At 25.7% G+C, this 18,411-nt stretch carries 17 protein-coding genes and 5 pseudogenes; 10 read left to right on the forward strand and 12 right to left on the reverse strand.

Annotation, left to right across the window (positions count from 1 at the left end):
• Positions 1 to 615: 615 nt before the first annotated feature.
• From AACK93_RS01335 to AACK93_RS01370, 7 genes and pseudogenes are all read left to right on the forward strand, one after another.
• The gene (locus AACK93_RS01335; RefSeq protein WP_339024787.1) at positions 616 to 900 is read left to right on the forward strand and encodes a hypothetical protein; all 285 of its coding nucleotides are present in this window, start codon (positions 616 to 618) and stop codon (positions 898 to 900) included.
• 270 nt (positions 901 to 1,170) lie between these two features.
• Positions 1,171 to 1,659 (forward strand): nucleoside 2-deoxyribosyltransferase, encoded by a 489-nt coding sequence (locus AACK93_RS01340; protein ID WP_339024788.1) that lies wholly within the window; start codon positions 1,171 to 1,173, stop codon positions 1,657 to 1,659.
• 113 nt (positions 1,660 to 1,772) lie between these two features.
• Positions 1,773 to 2,386: pseudogene (locus tag AACK93_RS08035) on the forward strand (transposase); the annotation flags it as partial.
• A gap of 7 nt (positions 2,387 to 2,393) precedes the next feature.
• The gene (locus AACK93_RS01355; RefSeq protein ID WP_339024790.1) at positions 2,394 to 2,591 is read left to right on the forward strand and encodes a hypothetical protein; all 198 of its coding nucleotides are present in this window, start codon (positions 2,394 to 2,396) and stop codon (positions 2,589 to 2,591) included.
• Positions 2,592 to 2,791: 200 nt separating this feature from the next.
• Positions 2,792 to 3,517, forward strand: a complete 726-nt coding sequence (deoD, locus tag AACK93_RS01360) for a purine-nucleoside phosphorylase (protein ID WP_339024791.1) — start codon at positions 2,792 to 2,794, stop codon at positions 3,515 to 3,517.
• 141 nt (positions 3,518 to 3,658) lie between these two features.
• Entirely contained in the window at positions 3,659 to 3,958 is a 300-nt protein-coding gene (locus AACK93_RS01365) for a hypothetical protein (RefSeq protein WP_339024792.1), read from the forward strand.
• Between the two features lie 6 nt (positions 3,959 to 3,964).
• Positions 3,965 to 4,396: a hypothetical protein gene (locus tag AACK93_RS01370; protein WP_339024793.1), complete on the forward strand. Its 432-nt coding sequence runs from the start codon at positions 3,965 to 3,967 to the stop codon at positions 4,394 to 4,396.
• A 44-nt stretch (positions 4,397 to 4,440) separates the two neighbouring features.
• On the opposite strand, the gene tsaD is transcribed toward AACK93_RS01370, so the two are convergent.
• From tsaD to AACK93_RS01390, 4 genes and pseudogenes are all read right to left on the reverse strand, one after another.
• Entirely contained in the window at positions 4,441 to 5,403 is a 963-nt protein-coding gene (gene tsaD, locus AACK93_RS01375) for a tRNA (adenosine(37)-N6)-threonylcarbamoyltransferase complex transferase subunit TsaD (protein WP_339024795.1), read from the reverse strand.
• A 415-nt stretch (positions 5,404 to 5,818) separates the two neighbouring features.
• A pseudogene (locus AACK93_RS01380) lies at positions 5,819 to 6,341 on the reverse strand (tRNA (cytidine(34)-2'-O)-methyltransferase).
• Positions 6,331 to 6,896 (reverse strand): annotated as a pseudogene (locus AACK93_RS01385) (non-canonical purine NTP pyrophosphatase). Before AACK93_RS01385 ends, AACK93_RS01380 begins: the two co-directional pseudogenes overlap by 11 nt.
• Positions 6,853 to 7,964, reverse strand: a protein-coding gene (locus AACK93_RS01390; RefSeq protein ID WP_339024799.1) for an IS3 family transposase whose coding sequence is annotated in 2 segments (ribosomal slippage) — positions 6,853 to 7,721 and positions 7,721 to 7,964 — 1,113 coding nt in all. Because the reading frame shifts where the segments join, the coding sequence is not laid out codon by codon here. The pseudogene AACK93_RS01385 and the gene AACK93_RS01390 overlap by 44 nt, the downstream one beginning before the upstream one ends.
• 61 nt (positions 7,965 to 8,025) lie before the next feature.
• Here AACK93_RS01390 and AACK93_RS01395 point away from each other — a divergent pair.
• Positions 8,026 to 8,559: pseudogene (locus AACK93_RS01395) on the forward strand (IS3 family transposase); the annotation flags it as partial.
• 194 nt (positions 8,560 to 8,753) lie between these two features.
• On the opposite strand, the gene AACK93_RS01400 reads toward AACK93_RS01395, so the two are convergent.
• The 3 genes from AACK93_RS01400 to AACK93_RS01410 all read right to left on the reverse strand — a co-directional run bounded on the left by AACK93_RS01400 (position 8,754) and on the right by AACK93_RS01410 (position 11,917).
• Positions 8,754 to 10,181 carry an NADP-dependent glyceraldehyde-3-phosphate dehydrogenase gene (locus tag AACK93_RS01400; RefSeq protein ID WP_339024800.1) on the reverse strand — a complete coding sequence of 476 codons (1,428 nt, stop codon included), beginning with the start codon at positions 10,179 to 10,181 and terminating at the stop codon, positions 8,754 to 8,756.
• A gap of 304 nt (positions 10,182 to 10,485) precedes the next feature.
• A complete protein-coding gene (locus tag AACK93_RS01405; protein WP_339024801.1) occupies positions 10,486 to 11,091 on the reverse strand; it encodes a hypothetical protein in 606 nt (201 codons plus the stop codon).
• A complete protein-coding gene (locus AACK93_RS01410) occupies positions 11,057 to 11,917 on the reverse strand; it encodes a hypothetical protein (RefSeq protein WP_339024802.1) in 861 nt (286 codons plus the stop codon). Before AACK93_RS01410 ends, AACK93_RS01405 begins: the two co-directional genes overlap by 35 nt.
• Before the next feature lie 471 nt (positions 11,918 to 12,388).
• Between AACK93_RS01410 and AACK93_RS01415 the strand changes: the two genes are divergently transcribed.
• Together AACK93_RS01415 and AACK93_RS01420 are read left to right on the forward strand one after the other, a co-directional pair.
• A complete protein-coding gene (locus tag AACK93_RS01415) occupies positions 12,389 to 12,586 on the forward strand; it encodes an IS3 family transposase (protein ID WP_339025444.1) in 198 nt (65 codons plus the stop codon).
• A 55-nt stretch (positions 12,587 to 12,641) separates the two neighbouring features.
• On the forward strand, positions 12,642 to 12,764 hold the full coding sequence (locus AACK93_RS01420) for a hypothetical protein (protein WP_339024803.1): 123 nt from the start codon (positions 12,642 to 12,644) through the stop codon (positions 12,762 to 12,764).
• A 468-nt stretch (positions 12,765 to 13,232) separates the two neighbouring features.
• Here AACK93_RS01420 and AACK93_RS08040 read toward each other — a convergent pair whose 3' ends face one another.
• From AACK93_RS08040 to AACK93_RS01445, 5 genes and pseudogenes are all read right to left on the reverse strand, one after another.
• Positions 13,233 to 13,553 carry a hypothetical protein gene (locus AACK93_RS08040; protein WP_422398174.1) on the reverse strand — a complete coding sequence of 107 codons (321 nt, stop codon included), beginning with the start codon at positions 13,551 to 13,553 and terminating at the stop codon, positions 13,233 to 13,235.
• A gap of 232 nt (positions 13,554 to 13,785) precedes the next feature.
• Positions 13,786 to 14,304, reverse strand: a complete 519-nt coding sequence (locus tag AACK93_RS01430) for a tRNA (cytidine(34)-2'-O)-methyltransferase (protein WP_339024805.1) — start codon at positions 14,302 to 14,304, stop codon at positions 13,786 to 13,788.
• Positions 14,294 to 14,860: a non-canonical purine NTP pyrophosphatase gene (locus AACK93_RS01435; RefSeq protein WP_339025445.1), complete on the reverse strand. Its 567-nt coding sequence runs from the start codon at positions 14,858 to 14,860 to the stop codon at positions 14,294 to 14,296. Before AACK93_RS01435 ends, AACK93_RS01430 begins: the two co-directional genes overlap by 11 nt.
• Positions 14,817 to 15,929, reverse strand: a pseudogene (locus AACK93_RS01440) (IS3 family transposase). The gene AACK93_RS01435 and the pseudogene AACK93_RS01440 overlap by 44 nt, the downstream one beginning before the upstream one ends.
• Before the next feature lie 159 nt (positions 15,930 to 16,088).
• A complete protein-coding gene (locus AACK93_RS01445; RefSeq protein WP_339024808.1) occupies positions 16,089 to 18,257 on the reverse strand; it encodes an ATP-dependent RecD-like DNA helicase in 2,169 nt (722 codons plus the stop codon).
• Positions 18,258 to 18,411: the final 154 nt, after the last annotated feature.

Raw genomic sequence — 18,411 nt, forward strand, 5'->3', positions numbered from 1 at the left:
TGAAGAATTATTAAATGATGCTTTGTAATGAATGGATGGTAAGAAATTAAAAGTAAATAGGGTTCTTTTTTAAAAAAAAATAAGATTGTTATGAATATATTAATAATAATAAATTATCTATTTTAGGAAAAAAAGTTAATAGACTAGTGGGGCGCATAAAGTTTTGTTAGGTGGAAAAATATTTGATTAATTTTGAAAGAAAAGTAACTACAATTTAATTATCGTTTTATTTGAAAAATAAGTAATAAAACAAAATATTTAATATTAACAAACATAATCTTAATAAAAGGTTATAAAAACTAAGTAAAATGCTTATAAAAACAACATTAAAATAATTTTTTACAACAAAAATCATACGTAAGAAATATATACTTAATTTGCATATTGAAATAATTTATAGTAAATGATTATTTTTTCTTTTTTAAAAAATACCTAAGAAAACTAAACGCGACCGACTTAGTACATAACCTTTAATTTTATCTACTATTTTGATAATATTATTTTTTAAGTGAAACACAAATGTTAAATAAATACAAATATAAAAATTAATTTTATAGTCTAGTAGGCATAAAATGCTATAGTTATGTACCAACCAAGTCTAATGTAAGAATAATGATGGTAATAGGTGATAATATTAATGACTTTAATTCTAATTTTACTAATAATAAAGGAATTGCTTATCGTGAAAACTATATGGAAAATAATAATATTCAAAAGCTTTTTAGTGAATCAGCGATGGCAATTCGTTTTAGTAAGGAAAATGATAAGATCATAAAATATTATGCTAATTGTGGTCAATCAGTTGATACCTTGCTTTTAGAAAAAAAGCAGATTCAGGAAATTATTATTGAAAATATTTGTTGGTATAAATCTTATTCACTTATTGGTGGTAGGTGGTAATGCAATGTATAGGAGCCGAAATAGTGCTTTTAAGAAGAAATATTTTGAACAACGCGGGGCACGCACCACTGCGCCTCTATATGAAACAAGCAATTAGATAATATTTACAAAAGTTTATTTCCTGGGATTAGAAACTAAATAATAATTTTGGATTTTTTGTTCATAAATTGGCAACTTTGCCATTAATATTTTAAATATAATATGATTATGAAAGTGTTTACACTTTTGTAGTGAAATTAAAAGATAAGTATTTGGAAAGGGACAATAAGAATGAAAAAAATATTTGTTTATAATGCGGGACCATTATTTAGTGAAGCAGAACAAAATCAAAGAAAATTAGAAGGAATAAATTTAAGAAAACAATTAGGTGATAATTTTGAAATTTTAAATCCGATTGAGTTTAGTTTTAATAATGAAAATGCTACGCCAAAAAATAAAGAGATATTTAAAAAAGATTATGAAGAAATTAAAAAATCAAAATATGTAATATTTGATATTGACGGTCGTGATAGTGGAACATATATGGAATATGGTTTTGCCTTTGAACAATGTTTGAAGGAAGAAAAATATTTAATATGTGTTTATAGTGATTTTAGATTGTATCAATCAAATATTGATGTTGCTGAAATTCCTGGGTATGGTATTAATGAGATGATATCAGGTAGTTTACAATACAATGATATTATTAAAAAGAAAATTTTTAAGGTTAAAAATTATCAAGAAGCAATTAAAAAAATTAAAGAAATTGAAGGAATTTAAAAATATTAATTCTTTTTACAAATGAATAAGCAAATTTCAAGAATTGAGCCTGTCCAAAATTCTGTGTTTCGATAATTCATTCTGAATTATACTTAAAAGAAGAAGAACAGAAAATGACAAAAAAAGTAAAAAAACCTGATGCAATTAATAAAGTTGTTGATTATTTTTTAGAAAATATTGATAATCCACAAGATTTATTTAAAGGCAAGACTATTTTTCAGGAATTTACCAAAAAATTAACTGAACGAATGTTAAATACGAAAATTAAAGATTATCCTGAAACTAATGAGAATCATAATAAAAGAAATGGCAGAACACAAAAAACCATTATTATAAAAATGGTTCAATTGCAACTGATGTACCAAGAGATCGAAATAGTACTTTTGAACCAGTAATTATTCTGAAAAGACAAAGAAGATTTGATAATTTTGATCAAAAAGTAATTTCCTTATATGCAAAAGGAATGACAATTTCTGATATCAAAGCACAATTGCAAGAATTCTATCACGGAGCAGAAGTTTCAGAAAGTTTAATTATTCAAATAACTAATGATATTATTGAAGAAGTTAAAATGTGACAAATTAAACATTTAGAGAAGATTTATCCGATTGTTTATTTTGATTGTATTGCTTTTTAAAGTAAAGCAAGATAAACGAATAATAAATAAAGCAGTTTATCTTGTGCCTTAGGAATTAATATAAATGGCTTAAAAGATATTTTAGGAATGTAAATTAGTGGAGAGAGAATGAAGGAGCCAAATATTTTATTTTGGAGCCTGTCCAAAATTCTGTGTCTTGACAATTCATTCTGAATTCTATTCAGAAGAAGTAGAACAAAAAATTATAAAAAAGCAAAAACCCCCTGATAAAATTGATAAAGTTACTGATTATTTTTTAGAAGTAAAATTTGAAGACAAAGCAGAGTGAATTTAAGTTAATTATTTAGAGACACAGTTAATTGGACAGTCCCTAAAATTTTGCACATTGAAATGATTTATAGTAAATGATTATTTTTTCTTTTTTAAAAAATACCTAAGAAAACTAACTAAACACGACCGTTAATCTTTGATAAATAATTATTAATTTTAAAAAATGGTATAATAACGATATTAAAATATAAAGGGGGTAAAAGAATGACGCCACATATTAGTGCTAAAAAAGAGGACATTGCAACAATAGTTTTAATGCCAGGAGATCCAATTAGAGCAAAATATATTGCAACAAATTATTTGCAAGATGTACAATTAGTAAATAGTGTTCGTAATATGTTAATGTTTACAGGGATGTATGAAGAGAAAAGAATAACTATTGCTGGTAGCGGGATGGGTTGTCCTTCAATTGGCATTTACTCATATGAATTATTTAAATTTTATGATGTTGATGTAATTATTAGAATTGGAAGCGCAGGCGCATATGACGAAAAGTTAAAACTGTATGATGTTATTAATGTAAGTTCGGTGTATGGTGAAAATAATTATGCTAAGATTGTTGGAGCAACAGATGATGATACTATCGAAACTAATCCTAATATTTATGAATTAATTAATAAAACAGCAAGCGATAAAAATATTAACATCATATCTGGAAGGGTGCATTGTTCTGATGTTTTTTATCGTAAAAATTTTGAAGAATATAAAAGATTTTTAAGTGAAAAACAAACTATTGCTGTAGAAATGGAAGCTTTTGCATTATTTGCTAATGCAAAAGTGTTAAATAAGCAAGTGGGATGTATTTTAACTGTATCTGATTCATTAGTAACAAAAGAAGCTACTACGAGTGAAAAACGCGAACAATCATTTGATAAGATGATGATATTAGCTTTAAAAACAGCAGTTAATTTTTATAAACAAGGTGTTTAAAGAAAAAGGGAAATTTTTACAAAAAGAGTTTATCAAGCTAATAGATAAAAATAGTATTGATAGTTTTTTAATTTTAGTTAAAACCAATGTTTCTATTGATCAAATTGTTAAGACTTTTGTTAAAAAATAGATAAACAAACTTTGCATAAAATTAAATGACTTTATATTTCAGAACATAAAATTAATGATGAATCTTATTTAACTATTGCTTTAAATGAGTTTACTTTTGATGTTATTAAAAAGTTAAAAAAGTGTGATTGGATTTTAGTTCATAAATATATTTTAAAAGATAAATTCCATAATGAAAATTATAAGGTTGTTAGTTATGAAATGGGATTTTATAAATATAAATTAATTAATACCGTGTATCATTGTCAGTGTTTAGATGGGCAAACTTCAATTGATAGTAATTTATGAAAAATATTAAGTGAAAAAAAGTAACAAATTTTGATTGAATTTTTAGTTGCTTTACGAAAAAAAAGAAAAATGGATTTTTTCATTTTAAATGATATTTTTAGTAATACAATAGAAAAGGAAATTGCTAATCAAGTTTGTGAACAGGCTAATAGTTGTTATAAGAAACATTATCAGTTATTACAAATTGGGCAAGATATTATTGCTTGCTTAGGTAGGGATAGGGAGATTAAAAAATATTATTGATTTTTATATTGAGAATGGCAGTATTTTAATTTTGTTTTGAAAGATAATGAAATTATTAATGAAAAAGTATTAAATGAATTAGAAATTATTAAAAAAACAAAAACTAAGATCAAAAATCTTACAAGTCTTTTTATAAATCATGGCATGGAAGTGCTTTATCAAATAATGAAAAGGATTGTTCGCGATAATCCGTGTTCATTATATGTGAGTTCAGGATAATAGATAGATAGATAGTAAAAATCATTCTAATATGAGAATGATTTTTATTTTTTAGGAACTTCTTTTAAACGATTATTAATTATTTGTCAAGTTAATCTTGCGATCATCGCAGCATTATCAGTACAGTATTTGTTATCAGGAAGAACTACTGTGGTATTTTTTGTTGCTAAGTTTTCAATCTTAGTTCGTAAGACACTATTAGCAGCAACGCCGCCGACCATCGTTATCATTTTTGGATGATATTTTTTTATTGCCATTGTTAATTTTTTAATTAAAATATTAGTTGCTTGTTCTTGAAAAGAACAAGCAATATCTTCTTTTCTAAATTTTAATTGGCGAGCGTTCAATTTTATAATTAAATTTGCTACTGCAGATTTCAAACCACTAAATGAAAAGTCAAAACTGTTATCATTTTTCCCTAATGGAAGTTCAAAAATATTTTGTCCTTTTTTTGCTATTTTATCAATTATTGGTCCACCCGGATATTCAAGTTCTAACAATCTTGCTACTTTATCATAAGCTTCACCGACAGCATCATCATAAGTTTCTCCTAAAATATGAAAATCAAGATGTTTTTTCATTAAAACTAATTGGGTATGGCCGCCGGATACTACTAAGATTATTAAGGGAAACTTAAATTCATTATTAATGGCAGCACTATAAATATGACCTTCAATGTGATTACAAGCAATGAGTGGTTTTTTTAACATTAATGATATTGTTTGGGCACAAACTTTACCGATGTGAAGCGAACCACTTAATCCGGGATGATCAGTGTAACCAATGTAGTCAATATCATGATATTGTATTTGTGCTTGTTTAATTGCTTCTTTTAAAACATAACTAATTTTTGAAATATGAAGTCTTGAAGCAATTTCAGGAACAACTCCGCCATATTGTTGGTGTTTAGCTATTTGTGAGAAAATAATATTGCTTTTAACTTTCTTATCTTTATATATTGATATTGATGTTTCATCACAACTTGTTTCAATGGCTAAGATGGTCATATTTTTTTCTCCTTAATTAATAACAATAATTGAATTACTTATTTCGTTAATATTGGGTAATGATTTATTGTTTGTAATAAATATATCATATTCCTTTAAATTCGCATATTTAATAAGAGCGCATAAAGTTTTGTTAGGTAGGTAAAGATTTAAATAGTTTTAAAAGGTCGCGTTTATTTTTCTTAGTTATTTTTTCTTTTTTTAAAAATAACTAAGAAAAATAAACGCGACCACTTGTACATAACCTTTAATTTTATCTACTATTTTGATAATATTATTTTTTAAGCGAAGTACAAACGTTAGATAAATACAAAGATAAAAATGAATTTTATAGTTTAAGTAGGCATAAAATGTTATGGTTATGTACCAAGTCTATTAAATTAAACAAAAAGCTGGTAACTCAATTACCAGCTTTTTAATTTTGTAAATAATCTTTACCTTTTTGAATTTCATTTAAAGATAAATCTAAATAATCTAATTGCTGTAAAACCTCATAACTTACAGCACAAACAACATTGGCGACATTAAGACTGCGAATATTAATTACTTCATTGGTAAACCCGAAAACATTGATTCAAATGCTCTTGTAATATCGTTTTTGGAATACCAGACGATTCTTTACCGAATACTAAATATATTGGTGTTTCACTTTTTGTAAAATCAATAGCACTAGGTGGTTTTTGACCATATCTTGTGGAAAAAAATAAGTTAGAATTAGGATTTTTACTAAGAAAACTATTTCAATCTTCATAACTTTCATATTGTAAAAATTCAAAATAGTTAGCAGATGACCGAATAATAAAACGATCATCTAAAAAGAACCCTAATGGTTCAATTAAATGCAGTTTGGCATTAATAGCAACACAAGTTCGCATAACAGAACCAACATTACCAGCAATTTCTGGTTCATATAAAACAATGTTAATTTTAGTATTCATTATTATCTTCCTTACTTATTCAATTAACCATCTTTTGTATTGCTATCGCACGATGTGATATTTGATTTTTTTCTTGTGCTGTTATTTCACCTAGCGTTTTTTTATATTCTGGTAAATAAAATATGGTATCATATCATAACCAAAACCATAATTACTTTGGCATTCACTATGAATTAAACCATTTAACAAACCGACAAAAACTTTTTCAATATTTTTAGTAACATCAACAAAAGCAAGAGCACAAACATAGCGACAATCTCGGAATTTAATATTTATCATCTTTTCTAAAATAACATTAGACGCTTGCATAAAACCATCAGTTGTATCCATTCAACGCGTCGAATAAATTTCTAGGAAATTATCTAATGCTAATATTTCTAATCCAGAATCATCACCTAAAGCTGGTTTTTGTAATAATTTGCTTAAAATTCTTGCCTTAATTAAAGAATTTTCAACAAATGTTACCCCTATTTCTTCAATAGTGGATTGGCAACCCTTTTTAGGACAATTTTTATATAGACATTTGTTTTCTAAAAGTAACTGGAGATAAATAATTTAAACTGCCATGTATTCTAAGATTATTGTATCAATTAATGTAATCAAATAATTCAAGTTCTAATTGTGCAAGATCATTGAATTTTCTACCATTAATAAATTCTGTTTTAAAAACTTTATAAGTTGCTTCAGCAACTGCATTATCATATGGACAACCCTTCGCACTCAATGATCTTTGAATTTTAAATGTAGATAATAATTGATCAATTATATTATTTTTAAACTCATTACCTCGGTCGGTATGAAATATTTCAATTTTTGATAATGGTCTAGTAATTCGCATAATAGCTTGATAAACCAACTCCGTATTTTTATTTGGTCCGGAACTATAACCAACAATCTCGCGATTATACAAATCAATTAGGAGACACACATAAAATCATTTAAAACCCACTTTTATATAAGTTAAGTCACTAACGATGGTTTCATTTATTTTTCTATTATTAAAGTCTCGGTTTACAATGTTATTTACTGGATCATTATTTACTTGAATATTTTTGCATTTAAGTCTTGTTTTTGTGTACTTTGATATCAAATTATTGTTTTTTATAATATTTCTAATTTTATGTCTAGATAGGTTAATACTTTTATGAGCTAATACTACTTTGATTTTTCGGGCTCCATAGACTTGGTGGCTTTCGTTAAATGCACTAATAATTTCTTGATTATAATTATTCACTATTTTCCTTGTGTATTTATTAATTTGATAATAGTAATTGGATTTTGAAATATTTAATAATTGACATATTTTTCTTATCGAATATTTTTTCTTATTGCTATTAATTATTGTTATTTTTTGGCCATTATCAGTGCGGCTTGCTTTAAAATGTCATTTTCCATTTTCAAGTCTTTAAGTTCTTTTCGTAAAGTTATTATTTCATTTTCTTCTAGTGTGCGATTGTCTTTTGCTTTAAATGAACCAGAATTATTATAATTTTTAACTCAACTATAAATAGTTGGTTTTGGTAAATTATATTCTTTCCCTAAATTAATAACACTTTTGCCATTTTTGTATAGCATGACAATTTGTTTTTTAAATTCTTCAAAGTATGAGGTTTTATTTCCCATTTTTATATTCCTTCTTTCTTAATAATTTCGAAGTCTATATAATTATGATCCAACTTATTGTAGCCTATCCAATGATCCAGTAAATAACATTGTAAACCGAGACTTTAATAATAGAAAAATAAATGAAATTATCGTTAGTGACTTAACTTATATAAAAGTGGGTTTTAAATGATTTTATGTGTGTCTCCTAATTGATTTGTATAATCGCGAGATTGTTGGTTATAGTTCCGGACCAAATAAAAATACGGAATTGGTTTATCAAGCTATTATGCGAATTACTAGACCATTATCAAAAATTGAAATATTTCATACCGACTGAGGTAATGAGTTTAAAAATAATATAATTGATCAATTATTATCTACATTTAAAATTCAAAGATCATTGAGTGCGAAGGGTTGTCCATATGATAATGCAGTTGCTGAAGCAACTTATAAAGTTTTTAAAACAGAATTTATTAATGGCAGAAAATTCAATGATCTTGCACAATTAGAACTTGAATTATTTGATTACATTAATTGATACAATAATCTTAGAATACACGGCAGTTTAAATTATTTATCTCCAGTTACTTTTAGAAAACAAATGTCTATATAAAAATTGTCCTAAAAAGGGTTGCCAATCCAATTATAGTTATATACCAAGTATAATGTAGCTATCTGTTATTAAATTATGAAATATTTTGCTATCAATAAGCAAGATTTTTATTTAATTTTTATAAATTAAAAATCCAAAAAAAGTTAAGTAAATACTTAACTTTAAAAACAATATCATTATTAAATTTCTTGTTATTATTTTTCTGCCTTTCAGTTAAAAACAATTCCTTTATATCGTGTCATTGACAATAATGCTTCTCTGATTCCTTGTACACCCATCCCTGAATCTTTAACTCCTAAAAAAGGGAAATAATCTGGTCCGCGTTGAGGGACATCATTAATGTTAATTGAACCAACATCTAATTGATTAGCAATTTTAATCGCCATATCAATATTATTAGTAAAAATTGATGCTTGTAAACCATATTTAGAATCATTTGCAAGCGTAATCGCTTCATCAATTGATGTTACTCTGATAATTGGCAACACCGGTCCAAATGGTTCAATCCAAGCAATATCCATATCTTTAGTAACATTATCAATAATTGTTGGATACCACAAATTATTTTTTCTAATATTTCCCAAAACTAACGATGCTTTTTTTTCTAACGCCTCATCAACTAATTTTTGAAGAATATTGCTTGTTTTCATATCAATAATTGGGGTAATATCAGCATTATCATTAGGACTACCAACTGTTAATTTTTCTGTTTCAATTTTAATTAAAGATACCAATTCATCAGCAATCGTATTATCAACTAAAACTCTTTTAATAGCAGTACATCTTTGACCTGAATAACTAAATGCTCCTTTAACAATTTTTTTAACCGTCATTGCTAGATCACAGTCTTTAAGAACAATAGCCGGATCTTTACCACCTAATTCCAAAATAATATCTACTTTGTTAGCAATCTTAGTAATATGTTTTCCCGTGACATCAGAACCAGTAAAAGAAATAACATCAATTGCCGGATGAGTTACTAAACTATCACCAATAACATTTCCCCTACCAGCAACAGCATTAATGACGCCAGCAGGAAAATTAGCATCAAATGCTAACTTAGCTAAAAACAATCCTGTTAAAGAACTTTGTGAAGATGATTTAAATACCACTGTATTTCCCATAATTAATGCCGGAATTATTTTTGCTAATGATAAATTAACAGGATAGTTAAAAGGTGAAATTGCTAAAACAACTCCTTTAGCAACTCGTGAAAAAATTGCCAACTTATTTTTCACATTAAAAGCATCGCCAGTATATGATTCAGGATAAATACGATATGCTTCATTAACAGTAAAATCAATATATTCAATTGTACGATTAATTTCAGAAATAGCTGCTTTTTTACCCTTAGCAATTTCTAAAACCATCAAATTAGCAAGCACATCAGTATTTTCAATAATTAACTGCTTTCATTGTTCAATAAACTTAATTCTTTCATTAATTAATAACCCTTCTCATTGCTTTTGGGCATTCTTAGCTGCTAAAAACGCATCATTAATATTTTCTAACGAAAGAGCAGGAACACTACCAATTACTTCTAATGTGTTCGGACTTGTAATTTCAATAACATTTGTAGAAGAAAACAATTTACCATTAATTAATGCTTGACCTTTTTCCATTTTATCACCTCTAAATATAATTATATCGTTTTTAATTTTAAAAACAGAAAAATTAATTATTCTAATGTTGCTTTTTCTGTTTCATCTTTAGATCGTCCAGAATATTTGCAATTTGCCGGTGGAATTAAGTCGTCTCGTCTCATTCGCTGTTATTTGAACCATCAGGGAGAGGGGTATAAAGGCTGTTGAATTTAATACATTAAAGTCATAAATTTTAAAATTATAATTAAAGGTATTTGTTTTATGGTATAAAGGAAAAGTTAAGGTAAAAATATTAATGCCATAGCGAATATCAATGTCGGTATTAAGGTAATTGATGCTGGTTAGCAGTTTTGCTGGTTGGCAAGGCAATCAGTTTATTATCGTAAGATTTAAGGACATTAAAATCAATTTGATAAATGCTATTGGTGTTGTTGATAGTATTAAAATTTTCTTGGTGCGTTTTTTTATCAAAAGTAAAAAAATAACTTCTTAGTAATAATTCTGAATTACCAGTAACATTGATTAAGTATTTTTTGGGATAAAAAGTAATTAACGAGCGATAAAAGAAACTGATTTGAATAAAGTAATCTTTGTTGTAATTATCTACTCCCTTAAAATCAATTTCGTTATAAGTTTTTTCATCCATATCAAAAGTCTTATAAAATAAACTAGCAAAGAAATTGCCGAGAATTTCATAGATTTCGCTAAAAATATTTTTATAATTGTTAATGTTAATACTAGAAATGTTGTTTTTAAAATAAAGGTAAATGTCATTTTTTAATTCAGGGTCATAACGCAGAAAACTAAATTTAACATTAAGATAATTTAATGTTCCAAAAAGATGCTTAATTAGGTAATAATCATTAGTCTTTTCGGTGCCGTATTTTCAGATTTTACTTTCACTGTGCAATAAATTGTAAATAGTCATTACCTGCGATTAAGATTTTATTAAAAGCTTTCATTTTTAAAACATTCTTATTAATTTCATTCTCACTACCAGAAGTCTCATGATAAAAATAGCTTTCATCTTTAAAGCCGTGATTTTTAATCATAAATTCTTTATAGTAACCTTTTTCTAAGGTATCAATGAAATTAAATACGGGGGTTCAATAGAGATAAGAGTAATTAAATTTATCAAAATCACCACGGTGAATCATTAAGTAATCAAGATTATCAAAAATATCGTTATAGTTATGGTTACCGTAAAAATTGGTGGTTGTTTCTGACAAATCAATATCCGTACTTGGTTTAGTTTCTAATTTTGCTAAAAATTTTTTAACATGAAATTTGTTTGAACCCGGATAATTATACTCTTGTATTGTTATTTTTACATCTTTAATTTTTTTAGCAGTATAAAAATATTCAATATTTGTTTTTTGAAAATCTTTATCAAAAAATTCTCTTTCTTCTAGGATGTTGTTTTCTTTTTTATAATTATAAATTTCTTTAATTTCTTTAAATACCGGTTCATTGGTAAAGACAGCAAACCCTCTAGTGTTTTCTCCATAATTTTTTATTTCCAAAGGTAATTGCTCTTTTACTGAATCAATATTAATATATACTGGGTCACTGCCTTTTCTATACAATGATTGTAAATAACTGTTATTTATTTCTGAAAATTTTAAGTCATATGTTTTATATTGAAATTGTTGTGTTTCGCTTTCTTTTTTAGAACAGCCGACTATTGATAATATTGTTAATGTGGAAAGAGTTATTATATTTAAAATTGGATAGGTTACAATAAGTTGGACCACATTTATGTGAACTTTCAAAATAAGATAAAATTATATAAGAAAGTAGGAATATAAAAATGGTCAAAAATTCATATACAGATGAATTTAAAAAACAAATTGTCGTGCTTTATCAAAACGGGAAAAGCATTATTGAAATTATTAATGAATAGGGTATTTCAAAATCTGCTATTTATAATTGAATAAAATCATTCGATAATTATGATTCTTTTAAAGCAAAAGATATCAAAGTAATGAAGAAAATGAATTAATTTACTTACGAAAAGAAAACCAACAATTACAAATGGAAAAAGATATTTTAAAGCAAGCGGCACTGATAATGGCCAAAAAATAACAATAATTAATAACAACAAAAACAAATATTCAGTGAGGAAAATATGTAAGATTTTGGGTTTATCAAAATCAACATATTAATATTATTATCAACCTAATAAATGTATTAACAAGCAGGTTAATAATTATGAACAAGAAGTTATCAGTGCATTTAATAAAAGTCGCAAAATTTATGGGGCTCGTAAAATTAAAGCCGTTTTAATAAGAAAAGATACCATCTTATCGCGGCGAAAAATCAGATGCATTATGATCAAAAATAATTTGGTTTCTAAATACACCAAATTAAAATATCGTAATCACAAAACAACAGCCAATAATGCCAAAATCAGTAATGTTTAAACCGTGAATTTAACAATAAAAACCAAATAAAGCTGTTGTTAGTGATTTAACATATGTGCAAGTTGATGGGAAATGACATTATATTTGCTTATTAATTGACTTGTTTAATCGCGAAGTAATTGACTATAATGCCGGGCCAAACAAAACCGCCGAACTAAGTTCAACAAGCTTTTCATAAAATAACACGATCATTAAATAAAATCACTTTATTTCATACCGATCGTGGCATGAGGGACGCATAAAGTTTTGTTAGGTGGGAAAATGTTTAAATAATTTTTAATGACAAGCAACGACAATTTAATTATCATTTTATTTAAAAAATAAGTAATAAAACAAAATATTTAATATCAACAAACATAATCTCAATAAAAGGTTATAAAAACTAAGAAAAACGCTTATAAAAACAACATTAAAATAAGTTTTTACAACAAAAATCATACATAAGAAATATATACTTAATTTGAATATTGAAATAATTTATAGTAAATGATTATTTTTTCTTTTTTAAAAAATACCTAAGAAAACTAAACGCGGCCGTAATTGAGTTCAAAAATAAAATCATTGATGAAATTTTAATAATCTTTAATATTAAAAGATCATTAAGCGATAAAGGTTGTCCTTATGATAATGCTGTGCCTGAAACAACTTACAAAACCTTTAAAACGGAATTTATTAAGGGTAAAAAATTTGAAAATTTAACACAATTAAAACGCGTCCTAATTGTTCAATTTTCTGATTTTTTGGTTTCATATTCAAAGACTTTATGATTCATTAACTGATAATAAGCTGTTCTATTAATACTTTCAATTGTTTTTAAATTTTCTTTAATAATGGTCATAGCAATTTTTTTATTATTTTTTTCTTCGGTAATATTATATTCAGAATTAAAACCAACAATAACTAAAGGTGGTAGTATTAAAAATAAAAGTGATGTAAAAATTTTTAATAATTGATAAACATTTTTCATATTTTTAAATTATCCTTTCTGATGTTAACTGTTAATAAAATGCAATAGAATTGGCACATAACCTTTAATTTTATTTACTATTTTGATAATATTATTTTTTAGGTGAAGTACAAATGTTAGATAAATACAAAGATAAAAATGAATTTTATAGTTTAAGTAGGCATAAAATGTTATGGTTATGTACCAAGTCTATTAAATTAAACAAAAAGCTGGTAACTCAATTACCAGCTTTTTAATTTTGTAAATAATCTTTACCTTTTTGAATTTCATTTAAAGATAAATCTAAATAATCTAATTGCCGTAAAACCTCATAACTTACAGCACAAACAACATTGGCGACATTAAGACTGCGAATATTAATACTCATTGGTAAACGAAAACATTGATTCAAATGTTCTTGTAATATCGTTTTTGGAATACCAGACGATTCTTTACCGAATACTAAATATATTGGTGTTTCACTTTTTGTAAAATCAATAGCACTAGGTGGTTTTTGACCATATCTTGTGGAAAAAAATAAGTTAGAATTAGGATTTTTACTAAGAAAACTATTTCAATCTTCATAACTTTCATATTGTAAAAATTCAAAATAGTTAGCAGATGACCGAATAATAAAACGATCATCTAAAAAGAACCCTAATGGTTCAATTAAATGCAGTTTGGCATTAATAGCAACACAAGTTCGCATAACAGAACCAACATTACCAGCAATTTCTGGTTCATATAAAACAATGTTAATTTTAGTATTCATTATTATCTTCCTTACTTATTCAATTAACCATCTTTTGTATTGCTATCGCACGATGTGATATTTGATTTTTTTCTTGTGCTGTTATTTCACCTAGCGTTTTTTTTATATTCTGGTAAATAAAATATGGTATCATATCATAACCAAAACCATAATTACTTTGGCATTCACTATGAATTAAACCATTTAACAAACCGACAAAAACTTTTTCAATATTTTTAGTAACATCAACAAAAGCAAGAGCACAAACATAGCGACAATCTCGGAATTTAATATTTATCATCTTTTCTAAAATAACATTAGACGCTTGCATAAAACCATCAGTTGTATCCATTCAACGCACCGAATAAATTCCTAGGAAATTATCTAATGCTAATATTTCTAATCCAGAATCATCACCTAAAGCTGGTTTTTGTAATAATTTGCTTAAAATTCTTGCCTTAATTAAAGAATTTTCAACAAATGTTACCCCTATTTCTTCAATAGTGGATTGGCAACCCTTTTTAGGACAATTTTTATATAGACATTTGTTTTCTAAAAGTAACTGGAGATAAATAATTTAAACTGCCATGTATTCTAAGATTATTGTATCAATTAATGTAATCAAATAATTCAAGTTCTAATTGTGCAAGATCATTGAATTTTCTGCCATTAATAAAATTCTGTTTTAAAAACTTTATAAGTTGCTTCAGCAACTGCATTATCATAAGGACAACCCTTCGCACTCAATGATCTTTGAATTTTAAATGTAGATAATAATTGATCAATTATATTATTTTTAAACTCATTACCTCAGTCGGTATGAAATATTTCAATTTTTGATAATGGTCTAGTAATTCGCATAATAGCTTGATAAACCAACTCCGTATTTTTATTTGGTCCGGAACTATAACCAACAATCTTGCGATTATACAAATCAATTAGGAGACATACATAAAATCATTTAAAACCCACTTTTATATAAGTTAAGTCACTAACGATAATTTCATTTATTTTTCTATTATTAAAGTCTTGGTTTACAATGTTATTTACTGGATCATTATTTACTTGAATATTTTTGCATTTAAGTCTTGTTTTTGTGTACTTTGATATCAAATTATTGTTTTTCATAATGTTTCTAATTTTGCGTCTAGATAGGTTAATACTTTTATGAGCTAATACTACTTTGATTTTTCGAGCTCCATAGACTTGGCGGCTTTCGTTAAATGCACTGATAATTTCTTGATTATAATTATTCACTATTTTCCTTGTGTATTTATTAATTTGATAATAGTAATTGGATTTTGAAATATTTAATAATTTACACATTTTTCTTATCGAATATTTTTTCTTATTGCTATTAATTATTGTTATTTTTTGGCCATTATCAGTGCGGCTTGCTTTAAAATGTCATTTTCCATTTTTAAGTCTTTAAGTTCTTTTCGTAAAGTTATTATTTCATTTTCTTCTAGTGTGCGATTGTCTTTTGCTTTAAATGAACCAGAATTATTATAATTTTTAACTCAACTATAAATAGTTGGTTTTGGTAAATTATATTCTTTCCTTAAATTAATAATACTTTTGCCATTTTTGTATAGCATGACAATTTGTTTTTTAAATTGTTCAGAGTATGAGGTTTTATTTTCCATTTTTATATTCCTTCTTTCTTAATAATTTCGAAGTCTATATAATTATGGCCCAACTTATTGTAGCCTATCCAAATGTATTAATTAAAAAAAGATAACTACTAATAATGATACATTCTTTTTCATAATATTCCTCACCTTTCACTTATTAGATGATGTCATTTATGATGATATTTTATCACTATGGATTATTTTATTTTCTATTAATCGTTTAACTAATGTTGTAATTCGTGGTTTTTCTAATAAATTAACAGCTTTAATAAAAATATTTTTTTGACCTAAAAGATATAAGTTATTTTGACAGCGAGTAATAGCCGTATAAATAAGATTTCTTTTTAACATATATGTGGCACTACTGTCAATAATCATTATTACAAACGGATATTCACTACCTTGTGATTTATGAACAGAAATAGTATAAGCTAAAACAAGATTATTCAACTCGCGGTGGTGATATTCAATAATTCTTTGCTCGTAGCGAACAATAATAACTTGTTTATTTTGTTCATTAGTAACAATGCTATCAATAATCCCTATATCACCATTATAAATATCTTTTTCACTATCATTTTTAGTTTGCATTACTTTATCACCAACACGATAAATAGTTGTTGCAATTTTAATTTGCATTTTATCTTTAGAAAAAGGATTATATGCTTCTTGCAATATTTCATTAATTGCATTAATGCCACAACGACCATTATACATTGAAGCAAGAACTTGAACTTCAAAAATATTACTTTCATTAACTAATTGTAAAAATATCTTTGCCAAATTTTCTAAAAATTGCTGAATTTGATAATATTCAATAAATTGAACTTCATTACTATTAGTAAATTCATAATTAAAATTATTTTGTTGCATTTGATATGCTAAATTAATAATTTCTGATTTTTCAAGTTGGCGATAGACTTTCTGTAAACCAATAATATTTAAATGTGATACTTGCAATAAATCCCCTAAAACATTGCCACTACCAACAGAAGATAATTGATTGTTATCACCAACTAAAACTAATTTATGTAAATTAGGATTAGCAACTAATAAATTATTAAATAAGATTGTATCAACCATACTCATCTCATCAACAACAATTAAATCAAAATTTAATGGGTCAGTTTCATTATGATTAAATTTATTATGATGTAAATTTCATTTTAATAATTTATGAATTGTTATTGCTTCAAAATTAGTTTGCTCTTTTAATCGTTTGGCTGCCCTTCCTGTAGGGGCACAAATAGCAACTGTATTATGAGGATAGTGTTTTTGATATAAAGCAATAATTCCTTTAATTAAAGTTGTTTTTCCTGTCCCCGGCCCTCCATTAATAATGGTTAAATTTTTTTGACTAAATTTTAATAATGCTAATTGTTGTTCATTATTATAATTAATATTGTTTTCTTGTTCAATAATATGAATATCTTGAGTAATAGCGGCATCATTAATATTATTATCTAATTTTTGTAATTGATTTAAATATTTAGCAATAAAAATTTCACTATAATAAATTTCTGTATCATAAAAATTATTATTTTCAACGATAATTTTGTTTTCATTAACGGCTTGCATTACTACTTGATTAATTAATTTTTCATCTAAAGCACTATATTTCATAAGTTGTTTTAAAATTATATTAACTGAAAAATAACTGTGTCCAGTTTTAAAGGACTCTTGACGAATAATATATCTTAATGCATATACTAAACGAGAAACATTATCAAGATTAATTTCTAATACTCTAGCTAGTTGGTCAGCTTTATGAAAAGTTCAAAATTCACATTGATCACTTAGCACATAAGGATTAATTTTTATTAATTCTAAAAGTTTTTCTCCATATTGTGCTTGTAACTTATGCAATAAATCAAAAGACAATTTGGCTTGTGAAAATCATTGTGTTAATTGATGATCATTTTTTTGTTTTTTTATTTGCTCATAAATAATTTGTGCCTGATTTTTTTTAATACCAATATTAAATAAAATTTTATCATCACAATAAATCTTATTTAAAACATCATCTTGTAAACAATCAATAATCTTTTGAGCTGTAGTTTTACCAATTGTCGGAAATAATGGTGATGACAAATACTTCACTAAGTATTCATTATCTTCAATAATTACTGTTTCATATTGTTCAACTTGAAATTGCTTACCATACTTTGGATGATTAATAAATTGTCCTTGTAATTCATATAATTGCTCGGGTTGTAAATTAAATAAATAACCTTTAACAAAAATATAACGATTAATGCTATCGTGTAACAAAAACTTACAAATTATAAAACCATTAGTTTCAAAAACAATTGTTTTTAAATAACCTTTAATTTTTTCCATTATGTTCTCCTTAATTACTAAAAAAGATTTTAGTTATTTTTTAAATCATTAAACTTGGTACATAACCTTTAATTTTATCTACTATTTTGATGATATTATTTTTTAGGTAAAGTACAAATGTTAGATAAATACAAAGATAAAAATGAATTTTATA

The sequence above is a fragment of the Spiroplasma endosymbiont of Agriotes lineatus genome, from assembly GCF_964019485.1.
Lineage (GTDB): Bacteria > Bacillota_I > Bacilli_A > Mycoplasmatales > Nriv7 > Nriv7.